This is a genomic window from Candidatus Pelagibacter sp. HIMB1509 (assembly GCF_052047855.1).
Classification (GTDB): Bacteria; Pseudomonadota; Alphaproteobacteria; order Pelagibacterales; family Pelagibacteraceae; genus Pelagibacter.
Genome location: NZ_JBNAIU010000001.1, coordinates 62,115 through 75,675, shown reverse-complemented (window position 1 = coordinate 75,675; position 13,561 = coordinate 62,115). Strand labels below are relative to the sequence as shown.

Sequence of the window (13,561 nt, the reverse complement as noted above, 5' to 3'; positions counted from 1 at the left end):
TTTGTCAAAACAAGACTTACTTGAATTCAAGGGGACTGTGATAGACCTACTCCCGAATGCAATGTTTAGAGTTAAGCTAGAGAATGGTCATACGGTTACAGCTCACACAGCAGGTAAGTTAAGAAAAAACAGAATTAGAGTTCTTCAAGGTGACAATGTAACTGTGGAGATGACACCTTACGATCTTACTAAAGGAAGAATTATCTTTAGAGGATAAATAAGGCTGAGTAGCTCAGGAGTAGAGCAGAGCCCTGAAAAGGCTTGTGTCGGAGGTGCGAATCCTTCCTCAGCCACCACCACAAAGTTTGATCTTGAAATACCTGTAAAAGAAATTAACTTAATTAATATAATAAATAACAAAAGGACGAAGAAATAAGATGAGTACACTACAAGGTAAAATAAAATGGTATAATGGTAAAAAGGGATATGGCTTTATAGAGAGAGACGACAAAGAGAAAGATGCCTTTGTACATGCTTCAGCTGTAAAAGCTGCTGGGATGAGATTTCTTAATGAAGGTGATAAACTTGAATTCACATTAGAAGACGGTCCTAAAGGTCCTTCTGCAGTAAATTTAAAAAAAATAGACTAATTTTCGTAAAATTTCTAAAGGACGTTATTTCTACATTTATTAGATTAACGTCCTTTTTTTATTTAAGCCTTGAATATTAATAATTTTTGTCTAAAAGGCTGCACATGAATATAAATATTACATACAGAATTACTTATAGAAGTACTCATAGAAACTGTTTCCATAGCCATTAGGCTATTTATTTATATTATAATTTTCATTCCACATAAAATAAGATAATAACTAAAGGATAAGCTTTGGTGGTGAAATAGTATCACGTCGGTTTGTGGATCCGAAGTCGTAGGAGCGTAACCTACCCAAAGTACCACTAAAATGGAAAAAGATAAAAAACTCAATCCTTCCTTACCATCTGGATTTGAAGATCGTTGGAATAAAAAGCTAGTTTTAAAAAAACAGCTTTTAAAAGTGATTGAAAAAAATTTTTTAAAATTTGGAGCTGAACCATTAGAAACCCCTTCTTTTGAGATCAGTGAAAATATTGGTTCGTTTTTAGCAGAAGACGAGGACAACCCTATGTCTGATGTATTCTCATTCAAAGATGGTGATAAAAATATTACACTTAGATATGATCTATCTAGTCCTTTAGCTAGATTTGTTGCTCAAAACAACCAAGAGCTTCCATCAATTTACAAAAGATATGCAATTCAGAATGTTTTTAGAAATGAAAAAGCAGGAAATGGAAGATACAGAGAGTTCATGCAAGCTGATTTTGATATTGTTGGAAATGTTAATTCAGCGCAAGCTAATGCAGAACTTTGCAATTTAATCTCGAGTACACTCTTAGATTGTGGTTTGAATAAAGATCAATTTACGATCAATATTAGTAATAGAAAAATTGTACAAGGTTTAATTGATGATTTAAAAATATCTGAAGATAAGCAATTAAAAGTAATTAGAGCTATTGATAAATTAGATAAACCTGGATTTGGTTTAAAAGGTGTTGAAGATCTTCTTAAAAAAGAGAGAAAAGATGCAAGCGGTGCAGTTACAAAAGGTGCTGATTTAACAGACGAACAAGCATTACAAATATTAAATTTTTTAAAAATAAAAGAATTAAAACAATTAAAAGAAAATTTAAAAAATCCATTGTCTCAAGAAGGAATTAAAGAGTTAGAGGACGTTTTTGAAATTTTAGGATTTGGTTCTAATTTAGATCAAGTACAAACCAATTTTACTATTGTTAGAGGTTTAGCTTATTATTCTGATTTTATTGTTGAAACTAACCTAAATTTTAAAGTTACAAATAATAAAGGAAAAGAAGTTGATATTGGCAGCATTTGTTCGGGAGGTTCTTATGCTAAACTTATCTCAAGATTTAAAGGGGTAGATATTCCAGGTACAGGAATTAGTTTTGGTGTGGATAGATTGTTATTTGCACTTTTGCAATTGGATCAGATTAAGGTGGATGATGAAAAGCCTGTTTTAGTCTGTGTGATGGATGAAAAATATCTAAAAAATTATTATGAAATTGTAGATCAGTTAAGAGAAAATAACATTAATACAGAAATTTTTTTAGACACAAAGAAAAATTTAGGTAAGCAATTAACTTTAGCAAACAAGCGTGAATTAAATGTAGCAGTTATATGTGGTGACAATGAATTTAATGAAGGCACAGTAACAATAAAAAATCTTAAAGGTGTCAAAGGTGAAAATAACAAAACATTTCCAAAATCAAATTTAATAGATGAAATTAAAAAACTTATCTGAAAACATTCTTAGATCAGTAAAATCTAAGGGTTACAAATACATAGATTTACCATCAGTTATTGAGGCTAATCATATCGTTCAAAGGTCAGGAGAAAACTTTAGAAAATTTATTTTTTCATTTACTGATCAGAATGGAAGTGAGTTATGTCTTAGACCAGATTTAACAATTGCATCTTGTTTGAGATACTTAGAGAATAATTTAAAAGGAAAAGAAAAAATTTTCTATAGTGGTCAAGCTTATAGAAAATCTGAAAATAAAAGTGATTCTATTATCCGAGATCAAATTGGATTTGAAATTTTAGGTTCTAAGGATGAAAAAAATGATGATAAAGAAATTATTAATACCTCACTAAAATCTCTTCAAAATATTAAATATTCTTCAGGTAAATTAACAATAGGGAATGTTGAGATATTTAATTTGTTAATTTCAAAACTAGATATCCCGAAAAGATGGAAGTTAAGATTATCAAGACATTTTTGGAGAGAAGATTACTTTAATGATCTTTTAAAAAGATTAGAGACAAACTCTGATGTAGATCCAACTATCGTTGAAATAGATAAAAAGCGTTATTTAAAAATGCTAAAAGAAGATTTATCAAATGTAATAGCAGGAAGAACAATTAATGAGATATTAAATCGATTTGATAACAAAATTAAAGATCCAAGAAGAGCTAGTAAAGGTAAAGGTGTTTCAAAAATTATTAAAGACTTTTTAAAAATCAAATGCCCAATCAACGAGGCTGCATCTGAGTTAAATAAATTTTTTAAGAAAAATAGAATTAATTTGGTGGTTGATCAAAGATATTTTCCTGTCTCTAACAACAAAGTTTCAAAACTAAATGTAGTATTTTCAACTTCTTTTGGAAGACAATTGGAATATTACACAGGAATGGTTTTTAAAATTGATGTTAAATCAAAAAACAAATTAAAAAATATTGTTAATGGTGGTCGTTATGATCGATTAATTTCTGATCTTGGGTCAAAAAAACAAATACCAGCAGTTGGAGCTGCATTAAATTTAAATTATTAATGAAGAAAAATATATTAAATATTGGCATTCCCAGCAAAGGCAGACTCAGAAAGGATGTCTTAAACATATTTAAAAAAAATAAATTAAATCTGATTTCAGAAAGAGGAGAAAGAGATTTATTAGGTTCAATTCAACAAAAGAAAAATATTAAAATTTTATATCTTCATGCTAGAGAAATTATAGAAAGACTTGGAGATGGTTCTTTAGATCTAGGATTTTCTGGTTTTGATTTATTAAAGGAAAGTGAAATAAATATTCAAAATAAAATTAACGTTATTAAAAAATATGATTTTGGGAAGGCTACATTGGTAGTTGCAATTCCAGATCCTTGGATTGATGTTCAAACTATTGCTGATTTAGAGGAAATAGCATTTGAGTTTAGAGATAAGAAAAAGAAAAGATTAAGAGTTGCAACCAAATATCCAAATTTAACAAGAGAATTTTTATTTTCTAAAGGGGTTACCCAATTTAAATTAGTAGATAGTTTAGGTGCTACTGAGGCATATCCTTTTACTGGTTCATCAGAAATAATTACTGACATCACTTCAACGGGGGAAACTTTAAAAGCTAATAATTTAAGAGTTTTAAAAGACGGTGAAATATTAAAATCAGAGGCTTGTATGATGATATCTAAATCATCGTCTAAAAATAAATCTCTTCAAAGTTTAGCTAGTTTACTTTCTAAGAATTAAATCTTTCCAATAAATAAGAATAATTTTAATAATATCTAGGTTTCGAAGGATTGCATAAACACCAACTAGTATTCCTAAACCAATAATAATTTTAAATATTAATAATAATTCCATTACATATTTTATATATGATATAAAGTGATTCATGGAAGCTATATTTTTAGTTATTTTAATCCTGTTGCTCGGAGTAGTTTCGGCAATTCTTTACTTAAATTTGAGATCTAAGCCTGAAGATCAAAAAGAAAATAAAGAAGCTGAAGAAATAGCTAACTTAAAATCTGAAATTTCAAGTTTAAAAGATACTTTAAATACAACAATCAATAGCTCACTTGGTGCAATGTCCACTTCATTTAATAATCTATCTACTGGAGTAACAAAAGATATGACAGAAGCTTTGACTAAAGTAGATGAAAAAGTTGGAAATTTTAATCAACAAGTTCAATTATTAAATCAAAGCCAGGAGAGTATAACTAAGATTTTGGCTGGGGTTAAAAAATATGGAACTCTTGCAGAGTTTAGTTTGGATGCACTAATTAAAGATTTACTACCAGCTTCTCAATTCATGACAAATGTCAAAATGAAAGAAAATACAAGTGAGAATGTAGAATTTGCAATCAAGCTTCAAGGGGATGTTTTAGTTCCAGTTGATAGTCATTTTCCAGTGGAGAAATTTAAAGCAATTACCGATGGTCATGACGCGGAAGATAAAAGGTTAGTTGCCGATGCTAGAGCAAAATTAGCTACTGCATTTAAAGCAAAAGCTAAAAGTGTAAATGAAAAATATATTGTACCACCAAAAACTACTGACTTTGCAATTGTGTATGCTCCTACAGAAAGTTTGTACAAAGAATTAACTGAATACCAAGACCCAAGTACAAAAGAATTGTTAACGCAAGAATTAATGAAAAAATATAAAGTTGTAATCTGTGGCCCTAATACTTTGTCAGCATATTTGCAATCTTTACACATGGGCTTTCAATCCTTGAAAGTTCAAAAGGGAGCAACTGAAATCTATAATCATTTAAAAACAATAAGCACAAGATTTTCAAAACACTTTGACAACATAGTAGTTCTTAGAAAAAAATTAGAAGATGCTATGGGTGTGGTTGATAAATTTGGAACAGATGCAAGATCAATAAATAGAACTTTGGAAAGTATAAAAGATCCAGAACAAGTTGAGAAAGCTGTACAAACAGACAACGTTGAAAAATTTGTTGATAAACAAAGACAAATTAAAAATTAATTTCTTTTTTTTGATAATACCCTTTATAAGAAATCTCATGCAATGGAATCGTAAATATGATTATCCAAAATCTTCAAGAGCAACTGTTGATGGCATTAGAAGATATCTTTTGGGAGAAGAAAAATTACCAAGTGTCACTTCAATTTTAGATGTTACTAAATCTGAAGAGGATAAAGCAGCATTAGCAAATTGGAGAGAGAGAACAGGATATAAAGAAGCTGAAGCTATCACAAAAGCAGCAAGCAGCAGAGGTTCACAGATGCATAACTACTTAGAATCTTATTTGCTTGGGAGAGAAAATTTAAGTTTTTTTGATGATAATGAACAATATAAATTGATGGCAAAAGAAATAATAGATCATGGTTTAAAAAATAGATTGGAAGAAATATGGGGTGTTGAGTGTACACTGTACTATCCAGATAAGTATGCTGGCACTGCGGACTGTGTTGGAGTTTATGAAGGAAAAGAAACAATTATAGACTTTAAACAAAGCAACAAACCAAAGAAAGCTGAGTATATCGATTCATGGTTATTACAAACCAGCGCGTATTCTTTAGCTCATAATGTTGTGTATAACTCCAATATCACTTCTTGTGTTATTTTGGTCTGCACTGTAGATAAATTATTCCAAGAATTTAAAATTCAAGGACATGATTTAGTCATCTATCAAAATTTGTTTTTAGGAAGATTGAAAAAATTTCATGAACTATCTAATTTAACTTAAAATATATAAGAAAATATGGACAAATTTGTAATCTACGACACTGAAACAACTAATAGCACTATTTGGGGATCAATTATTGAGGTTGGAGCAGTTGTTGTTGATAAAAATTTAAATGAAATTGGTAAGTTAAATATCAGAGGCAGAATGCCAGAAGGAGAAGTGCCAAGTGCTAAAGCTCTATTAGTAAACTCAACAAGTATAGATTTACTTACTAAAGGAAATTATTCTCATTATGAATTCTTAGGAGCAGTTGAAAACTTCTTCTCAAAAGCAGCCCCAGCATTATTTATGGGCTGGAGTAATTTAAATTTTGACAGACGTATGTTTCATTTTAATTTTTTTAAAGGTAACAGATATCCTTATATTACTCACTCGTCTCCAAATAAAGAACACGATGGTCTTCATGTTGCAAGAGCCGCACAAACAATTAATTCTGAAACTTTAAAAACTGAATTAACAGATGCTGGAAATGAAAGTCTTGCTCTTGAAGGTTTAGCAAGACAACAAGGATTTGATACTTCCCAACAACATACTGCATATCACGATGCATTTACTAGTTTGAAAATTTTAAGAATTATAAAAGAAAAGCATAACGAAAATTGGGAAAAATTTTTAACCACTTCCACAAAGAGTAGTGTGGAATCTATTTTAAAAGGAGAGGGTATTTATTCAATTTTTGAAAATGTTAAAGGAAGAAATATGATGTATTTAGTATCAACATTACATCCAGAACATTGTTTTCATCCATCTTATGCTTCCTGGGGATATCTTTGGGATTTAAGAAGAGATCCAGAGCCTTTTTTAAACATGTCAGTTAATGAGCTTAAAGCTAATCTTAAAAAAATAAGTCCTAAAGCTTTAAGAGTAATTAAAACAAATAAAGCGCCTGTCGTATTAGATAAAAAATTTGCTTTAAAAGAAAAAGCCTATGCAGATCTTGATTTAGAAACAATTCAAAAAAGAGCTAAATTAGTTAGATCTAGTGAAAACTTATGCAAAAATATTCAAATCATTAATAGGGAAGCTGCAGAAGAAAAGGCTCAAACTCAAAATCAAGAAGATTTACTTCCTGAGGAAACATTGTATGAGAAATTTGTTCCAAACAAAGATACTGCTTTATTCAAAACTTGGCACAGTTCATCATGGGAAGACAAATTAAGATTACTAGATAAATTTCAAGATAAGAGATGTGCATGGTTTGGACAAAAAATTATTTACCAAGAAGCACCTCACGTATTGCCACCAGATTTATATAAAAATATTAAAAGTGAGATAGCTAGAAGAATTTTGAGTAAAAATAGAGAAAAGTGGCAAACTATAGCAATGGCATACACTGAAATAGACACCTTAAGAGATCAAGCATCCAATAGAGATGATGAGGAAGAACTTAAAAAATTAGATGAAATAAATGAATTTATTATGTCTATTGAAAAAAAATATGAAATTGCATAGTTGACTTTAAAACTTTAATTTATAGAAAGGATTTATGCTTATAGATTTTAAAGATGAAGATTTTGATAGTAAAATCAAAAATGAAGATGTTTCAGTAATTCAGTTTTCAGCTGCTTGGTGCGGACCTTGCAAAGCTTTAAAACCAGTGATGGATAAATTAGCTGATGAATACAAAGGTAAAGCTGGTTTTTATTATGCAGATGTAGAAGATGGTGGAATAAACACTGGAAGTGCTGCTGGCATAAGAGGCGTACCAACTGTTATTATTTACAAAAAAGGTGTTGAAGTAGATAGAAAAGTTGGTGGGGTACCTGAAAGCCACATGAAAGAATTTTTAGAAAAAAATATCTAATTTAAGTTAAGTATTTCTCCTGCCAGATAAAGAGAGCCTGTAATTAAAATTACATCGTTTTTCTTGACCGAAATAGACTTGATTGCATCAAATATATCTTCTTTGTACTGAACATTTTTGAATGAATTAAGTTTGTTTTTTAAGTCTTTTCCGCCAATTGAATTAGGTTGGTTTGGAATATCAATAGTGGTCAAGGTTGAGATATTTTTAAAATAACTAATATACTCATTATGATCCTTGTTGGACATCATACCTAAGATTATGTGTTTATTACAATCTAAAGTTTGGAGGTATTCATTTACCACTCTAGCTCCATCAGGGTTATGATCCCCAGAAACTAATAATGTATTATTTTTTACAAGTTCTTTTAGTTTTCCAGATTTAATTTCCTGTAATCTTGCAAGATTATTAATATTTTGAATACCACTTTCTATTTCATTGCTTTGAATTCCAAGATTTAAAGTTCTTATAGTTGCAATAGCAGTTGATATATTTTCTAATTGAAACTGACCAAGAACATTTGGTAGTGGAAGTTTTAAACCTCCAAATTTATCCTCATAGTAAAAAAAACCATTCTCTTGAATTGAATAACTAAAGTCCTTATTAAAAAATAATTTATTTGAAGAGTTATTTTTTATAGTTTTTTTAATACATTCCATTGTCTCTTTTTTATTTTGCTTAGCGATAATAATATTTGAATTAAGTAAAGCAGATGTTTTTTCAAAAACAATTTGCTCTATTGTTTGATTTTCTTTTGGTAGCCAGTCGAGATGATCTTTACTTATAGAGGTTACTATACTTGCAAGATTGCTTTTTAAAATATTAGTGGCATCAAAACGGTGGAATAAACCACTTTCTATTAAATTGATACTGTTAGGATACTGGGCAGCTTTATAAAAAAAACAAGCTGATAACATTTCAAAAACAGTTATTGGTTCGTTATTATTAACTTTTTCAACTTCTTCTAATAAATCGGCTAATTCCTCGTCATTTAATTCCTGATTATTAAATACAAATCTTTCATTAATTTTTTGTATATGTGGGCTCGTATAAACATTGCATTTTAAATTTGCTTCCTTAAGAATTGCATAAATAGCCTGGATGGTAGAGTTCTTTCCATTAGTTCCTACAACTGATATGGCCTTAATTTTATCTTGAGGCTTTCCTAATTTCTTACAAAGATTTTGAATTCTATCTAAAGATAAATCTATTTCTTTAGGATGCAACTTTTGAAAATTGCTGAGTATCTTCTGAAGTCTCATTTTGCTCAGAACTTATAGCAGAATTTTGTTTTAACAAAATTGATAATAAAGTTCCTATTTTAGATGCTAGGTCTCTTCTCTCTACGATTAAATCAACAAATCCAGTTTTCTCAACATACTCACTTTTTTGAAAACCTTCAGGCAATTCTTCTTTTACTGTTCCTTGAATAACTCTTGCACCTGCAAATGCAATTAAAGCTCCAGGTTCAGCAATATGAATATCTCCTAACATTGCATAAGAAGCAGTTATTCCTCCTGCAGTTGGATCTGTAATACAAACTAAGTAAGGTAAACCATTTTTCTTTAATTCATTAATCGCAAGTGTAGTTCTTGTCATTTGAGACAATGAAATTAAACTTTCCATCATTCTCATTCCTCCACCAGCGCTTATACATATAAATGGTGTTTGATTTTCTATTGCATTTTGAATTCCATATAAAAATGCTTCACCTTCTGCAGCAGCCATTGAAGCTCCTAAAAAGTCAAAATCAGATGCAACAGCTGTTATTTTAATATTATTGATTGTCCCAGATGCAACCATCATCCCACAATCTAATCCAGTTTTCTTACGAGCACTTTTTAATCTATCTTTGTATGATTTAGAGTCTGTCCAATTTAAAGGATCATCTTTTGGAATGGGTGTTTTAAAAACTTCATAGTTGTTTTTTCCAAACAAAATATCAAATCTTTGTTTTGGTTTAATTCTATGATGCTTATTACAATCTGGACATACCCAAAGGTTTGCTTCTAAATCTTTTTTTAGAATTGGTCCTCGACAACAACTTGTCCATTCACTTTTTGCAATATCTTCTTTAGTAGCTCTTTCACGTATAGCAGTTTTTATCTTTTCACCTGCTTTAATAATTTTGGTTATCCAGTTCATTGAATTTTATTTCTTAATCTTTTAACGATATTAGTAACATTTGTGACAGTATTTTGTCTTCTTTCTATTGATTTAGATATTTCTCTACATATTGCGCTACCAACTACCAAACCATCAGCTTTTTTAAGAGATTTAATCGTCTTTTCTGTAATACCAAAGCCAATCACTACATTTTTTGATTTATCTTGATTTTTAATTTTGTTGTATCTTTCCAAGATTTTCTTTGGAGATACTTTTAGTTTTCCTCCTGTAGTTGATAACATGCTTATATAGTAAACCATATCGTGCGAGTCTTTTATTATTTTTTTTAATCTGATTTGAGATGTAGTAGGAGAGACAAGCTGAATAAAATTTACTCCATTTTTTTTACATTTTAACGCAAAACCTTTGTTTTCTGGATAAGGTAAATCTACAACAATTAGTCCATCTACTTTTGATTTTTTACATCTATCTAAAAATTTATTTTCATTGTACTGAAATATCATATTGTAATAACCCATTAGTATAATTGGTGTATTTTTTTTTGATTTTTTAAAATTTTTTGCAATTGAAAATACATCGTTAATTTTAATACCATTTTTAATTGCCCTATAGGCGCTAGTTTGGATTTGACCTCCATCAGCTATGGGAGTGTTGTGAGGAAAACCCAATTCACAAATATCAGCATAGTCAGAAATAGACTTAAGAATTTCTAAAGATTTTTTTTTAGTATTATCACCTGCAACTGTATAGGTCAGTAAGGCAGGTCTATTTTCTTTTTTTGCATTTAAAAAAGCTTTATTAAGTAAAGAGCTCATTAATGTTTTCCCAATCTTTCTCTTAAAATATCTCTATCTTTTTTTGCATCACCACAAGAATTAACAATTATAATTGTATCTTTGCTTAATTTTGGAGCAATTTTTATTGCCTCAGCAAAAGCATGACTTGGTTCTAAACTTGGATTAAGTTTTTCAAATTTAGTTACCATTACATGTGCATTAAGTGCATCCTCATCTGTTGCATAAGTATATCGTGCTCTTTTAGTATCTTTTAAAAAGCAATGAATAGGACTAACACCAGGATAATCTAAACCAGCACTTATAGATTCTGTATCATTAATTTGTCCTTCATTATTTTGGCAAACATATGAAGCTGCCCCATGCAAAATACCAACTTTTGCATTTCTGCTTAGTGGTGCGGCATGAAGTTTAGATTTTTTAGGACCTCCAGCTTCTACACCAATTAATTCTATTTGTTTTTTATCAAAATCAATAAACTCGCTCCAAAATCCATATGCAGAACTACCACCTCCAACACAATTAATTAACTTAATTTTATTTGGAATTCTTTTAAATTCTTCTTTAAGCTGTTTTCTTAATTCTCTAGAAATTTGTGCAGTTGACCAACCACATATTTTTACAAAGATATTTGGTCCAACAGTACTACCAACGCACATGTGTGTATTATCACAATTAGATACCCAATATCTCATACATTCACTCACTGCATCAACTAAAGTCTGACTTCCAGAATAAACTGGTACAATTTCTGCACCATTTTTTCTCATAGCGTCACAATTTGGTTTTTGTCTTTTAATGTCTTTAGCACCCATAAAAATTTTACATTTAAGCCCAAATTTTTTTGCTGCCATACTTAACATTTTTCCTGCATATCCAGCACCAGTATCACCAACGATATATTTTTTACCCATAGCTTTACAAATTAGTGCATGAACAGTGGCATTATAGATTTTATGTGCACCTCCATTTGCTTCAGAAACTACTTTTGCCCAAATTTGAGCTCCACCTAAATGATTGGACAAATTTTCTAATTTCACAAAAGAGGTTGGAGATCCAATATAATTTTTAAAATAATAATCTCTTTTTTTTAAAAAGGCTTTATTATTTCTAAGTTTCTTAAATTCTTTTGTTAAATCCTCTACTGGTTTTTTCAAAGTTTCAGGTATAAAGCTACCTCCAAATTTTCCTCCCCAAAACCCTTGTTGATCATGTTGATCAATTAATGGAACACCTTTTTTAAGCTTCATTTTTAATTTCATTAACTTTATTTAAAAAAAATTCTATTTTGGATAGGTCTTTTAATCCAGATGTTTCTACACCACCAGATAAATCTATAAAATTTGCCAAATTTTTGAAATTTTTAAGCTCTTCATTGTACTGAATATTTCCAGCAATCATTAATTCCTTGTTTAATTTGATATTTTTAATCAAGTCATGATCAAAAGACTGACTTTTCTCGTAGCCCTTACTATCAAATAAATAAATATCAGTATAATCAGAATATAATTTATAATTACTCAAATCAGACTTTGATTTTATTGTGAAAGCTGTAATAATTTTCTTTTGATATTTTTCTTTTATCTCTTTTATTTCCTCTGGTGTACAATCATATAGTTGATAGTAATCAAAAGGTAAGTTTTTAATTTTCTCTAAAATATTTATATTTGGTTTTACCAGAACAGCAACATAGTAACTTTTTTTTGGATCATTGATTAAAAGTTTTTTTAAATTTTCATATTCAACATATCTAGAACTTTTTGGATAGTTGCAAATAAATCCTATAAATGTTGGTGGGTGAGGGTGATCAATTAAAAAATTTAAAGTATCAGGATCAGAAATCCCACAAATTTTACAACCCTTAATCATCAGTATAAATGATTAATTAATTTTTTAATATTATTCTTAATATTACCTTTTGTAAGAGATCTTCCAATTACCACTCCCGAAACTTTATTTTTGAAAGCATCTTTTGGTGTCATTACTCTAGCTTGATCGTTTGTATTGTCACCTGGCAATCTTATACCAGGTGTGATGACTAATAAATTTTTGTATTTTTTTCTAATCATTTTTGCTTCTATTGCAGAGCAAACTATCCCATCACACCCTGATTTTTTAACAATACCAGCTTGTTTTAAAACTAGTTGGTCAACTGTTTTAGTATGACCAATTTCTTTTAACGATTTATTGTTAAGACTAGTTAACACAGTAACTCCTAGTACTTTCAAATTTTTATTAATTTGTTTAGTTTTATTTTTAATTGCTTTTAGCATTTTAAGACCACCGTTTGCATGAACTGTAATATATTTGCAATTTTTCAAATCTTTTAAACTATCAACTGCAGAAAGAGCTGTTTGTGGTATATCATTAATTTTTAAATCTAACCAAAAATCTGATTTATATTTTTCTAAAAATTTTCTTCCATTTTTTGAGTAAAAAAACTGTAATCCAAATTTTGGAATAATTTTTAATTGTTTTGTATTAATATTTTTAAGAATTTTTTTTATTTCATTTAAATTTGAAGTATCACATGCAACGAAAATAATTTTATTCTTCATTATTAATCTTTTTAAACATTTCCTTGCTCATTTTCCATGATATTACTTTCTTTTCAGGAACTGCAACTTTTTCGCCAGTTTTTGGATTTCTTTTAATAGAGGCTTTTTGAGTCTTAACTCTAAATGTTCCAAAATTTCTTAATTCAACTCCATCTCCTCTACGAAGTGATCTTTTTATTTCATTTAAAATTATATCAGTAAATTTCTCTAAATCTTTTTTTAAGAAATTTGGGTAGTTTTGAGAGAGTTGTTTTAAAAGCTTTGATTTTACAATAGCCAATTTATCACTTCT

17 protein-coding genes and 1 tRNA gene are annotated in these 13,561 nt (G+C 29.3%); 10 read left to right on the top strand and 8 right to left on the bottom strand.

What is annotated here, in order from left to right:
- Window position 1: 1 nt before the first annotated feature.
- The 6 genes from infA (at window position 2) to hisG (ending at window position 4,019) form a co-directional block, all read left to right on the top strand.
- A complete protein-coding gene (gene infA / locus ACTTBO_RS00360) occupies window positions 2-217 on the top strand; it encodes a translation initiation factor IF-1 (RefSeq protein WP_023854397.1) in 216 nt (71 codons plus the stop codon).
- A gap of 4 nt (window positions 218-221) precedes the next feature.
- Window positions 222-296, top strand: a tRNA-Phe gene (locus ACTTBO_RS00355).
- Window positions 297-377: 81 nt separating this feature from the next.
- Window positions 378-590 carry a cold-shock protein gene (locus ACTTBO_RS00350; RefSeq protein ID WP_075505957.1) on the top strand — a complete coding sequence of 71 codons (213 nt, stop codon included), beginning with the start codon at window positions 378-380 and terminating at the stop codon, window positions 588-590.
- Window positions 591-902: 312 nt separating this feature from the next.
- A complete protein-coding gene (hisS, locus tag ACTTBO_RS00345) occupies window positions 903-2,297 on the top strand; it encodes a histidine--tRNA ligase (RefSeq protein ID WP_440655649.1) in 1,395 nt (464 codons plus the stop codon).
- Window positions 2,275-3,327, top strand: coding sequence for an ATP phosphoribosyltransferase regulatory subunit (locus ACTTBO_RS00340; RefSeq protein ID WP_440655647.1), 1,053 nt, complete (start codon window positions 2,275-2,277; stop codon window positions 3,325-3,327). The genes hisS and ACTTBO_RS00340 overlap by 23 nt, the downstream gene beginning before the upstream one ends.
- Window positions 3,327-4,019: an ATP phosphoribosyltransferase gene (gene hisG / locus ACTTBO_RS00335; protein WP_440655645.1), complete on the top strand. Its 693-nt coding sequence runs from the start codon at window positions 3,327-3,329 to the stop codon at window positions 4,017-4,019. Before ACTTBO_RS00340 ends, hisG begins: the two co-directional genes overlap by 1 nt.
- Here the strand turns inward: hisG and ACTTBO_RS00330 are convergent.
- Window positions 4,002-4,133: a hypothetical protein gene (locus ACTTBO_RS00330; RefSeq protein WP_256998081.1), complete on the bottom strand. Its 132-nt coding sequence runs from the start codon at window positions 4,131-4,133 to the stop codon at window positions 4,002-4,004. The two genes, hisG and ACTTBO_RS00330, sit on opposite strands and share 18 nt — an antisense overlap.
- 31 nt (window positions 4,134-4,164) lie before the next feature.
- Here ACTTBO_RS00330 and ACTTBO_RS00325 point away from each other — a divergent pair, with 31 nt between their 5' ends.
- From ACTTBO_RS00325 to ACTTBO_RS00310, 4 genes are read left to right on the top strand one after another with little or no spacing between them, the layout of a single operon-like run.
- Complete coding sequence (locus tag ACTTBO_RS00325; protein ID WP_440655643.1) at window positions 4,165-5,262, top strand: DNA recombination protein RmuC; 1,098 nt, start codon at window positions 4,165-4,167, stop codon at window positions 5,260-5,262.
- A gap of 37 nt (window positions 5,263-5,299) precedes the next feature.
- The gene (locus ACTTBO_RS00320; protein WP_440655642.1) at window positions 5,300-5,986 is read left to right on the top strand and encodes a hypothetical protein; all 687 of its coding nucleotides are present in this window, start codon (window positions 5,300-5,302) and stop codon (window positions 5,984-5,986) included.
- A gap of 15 nt (window positions 5,987-6,001) precedes the next feature.
- A complete protein-coding gene (locus tag ACTTBO_RS00315; RefSeq protein WP_440655640.1) occupies window positions 6,002-7,438 on the top strand; it encodes an exonuclease domain-containing protein in 1,437 nt (478 codons plus the stop codon).
- 34 nt (window positions 7,439-7,472) lie between these two features.
- Entirely contained in the window at window positions 7,473-7,790 is a 318-nt protein-coding gene (locus ACTTBO_RS00310; RefSeq protein WP_075505964.1) for a thioredoxin family protein, read from the top strand.
- Here ACTTBO_RS00310 and ACTTBO_RS00305 read toward each other — a convergent pair.
- Genes ACTTBO_RS00305 through ACTTBO_RS00275 form a run of 7 tightly spaced genes read right to left on the bottom strand, consistent with a single transcriptional unit; the run spans window position 7,787 to window position 13,549 of the window.
- Window positions 7,787-9,052, bottom strand: coding sequence for a bifunctional folylpolyglutamate synthase/dihydrofolate synthase (locus ACTTBO_RS00305; RefSeq protein WP_440655639.1), 1,266 nt, complete (start codon window positions 9,050-9,052; stop codon window positions 7,787-7,789). The genes ACTTBO_RS00310 and ACTTBO_RS00305 overlap by 4 nt on opposite strands.
- Entirely contained in the window at window positions 9,006-9,935 is a 930-nt protein-coding gene (locus ACTTBO_RS00300) for an acetyl-CoA carboxylase carboxyltransferase subunit beta (protein ID WP_440655637.1), read from the bottom strand. Before ACTTBO_RS00300 ends, ACTTBO_RS00305 begins: the two co-directional genes overlap by 47 nt.
- Window positions 9,932-10,732 carry a tryptophan synthase subunit alpha gene (trpA, locus tag ACTTBO_RS00295; protein ID WP_440655635.1) on the bottom strand — a complete coding sequence of 267 codons (801 nt, stop codon included), beginning with the start codon at window positions 10,730-10,732 and terminating at the stop codon, window positions 9,932-9,934. Before trpA ends, ACTTBO_RS00300 begins: the two co-directional genes overlap by 4 nt.
- Window positions 10,732-11,961, bottom strand: a complete 1,230-nt coding sequence (trpB, locus tag ACTTBO_RS00290; RefSeq protein ID WP_440651904.1) for a tryptophan synthase subunit beta — start codon at window positions 11,959-11,961, stop codon at window positions 10,732-10,734. Before trpB ends, trpA begins: the two co-directional genes overlap by 1 nt.
- Window positions 11,951-12,580: a phosphoribosylanthranilate isomerase gene (locus ACTTBO_RS00285; protein ID WP_440655633.1), complete on the bottom strand. Its 630-nt coding sequence runs from the start codon at window positions 12,578-12,580 to the stop codon at window positions 11,951-11,953. The genes trpB and ACTTBO_RS00285 overlap by 11 nt, the downstream gene beginning before the upstream one ends.
- Window positions 12,580-13,269 carry an orotidine-5'-phosphate decarboxylase gene (pyrF, locus tag ACTTBO_RS00280; protein ID WP_440655631.1) on the bottom strand — a complete coding sequence of 230 codons (690 nt, stop codon included), beginning with the start codon at window positions 13,267-13,269 and terminating at the stop codon, window positions 12,580-12,582. The genes ACTTBO_RS00285 and pyrF overlap by 1 nt, the downstream gene beginning before the upstream one ends.
- Window positions 13,259-13,549 carry an HU family DNA-binding protein gene (locus tag ACTTBO_RS00275; protein WP_440655630.1) on the bottom strand — a complete coding sequence of 97 codons (291 nt, stop codon included), beginning with the start codon at window positions 13,547-13,549 and terminating at the stop codon, window positions 13,259-13,261. Before ACTTBO_RS00275 ends, pyrF begins: the two co-directional genes overlap by 11 nt.
- Window positions 13,550-13,561: the final 12 nt, after the last annotated feature.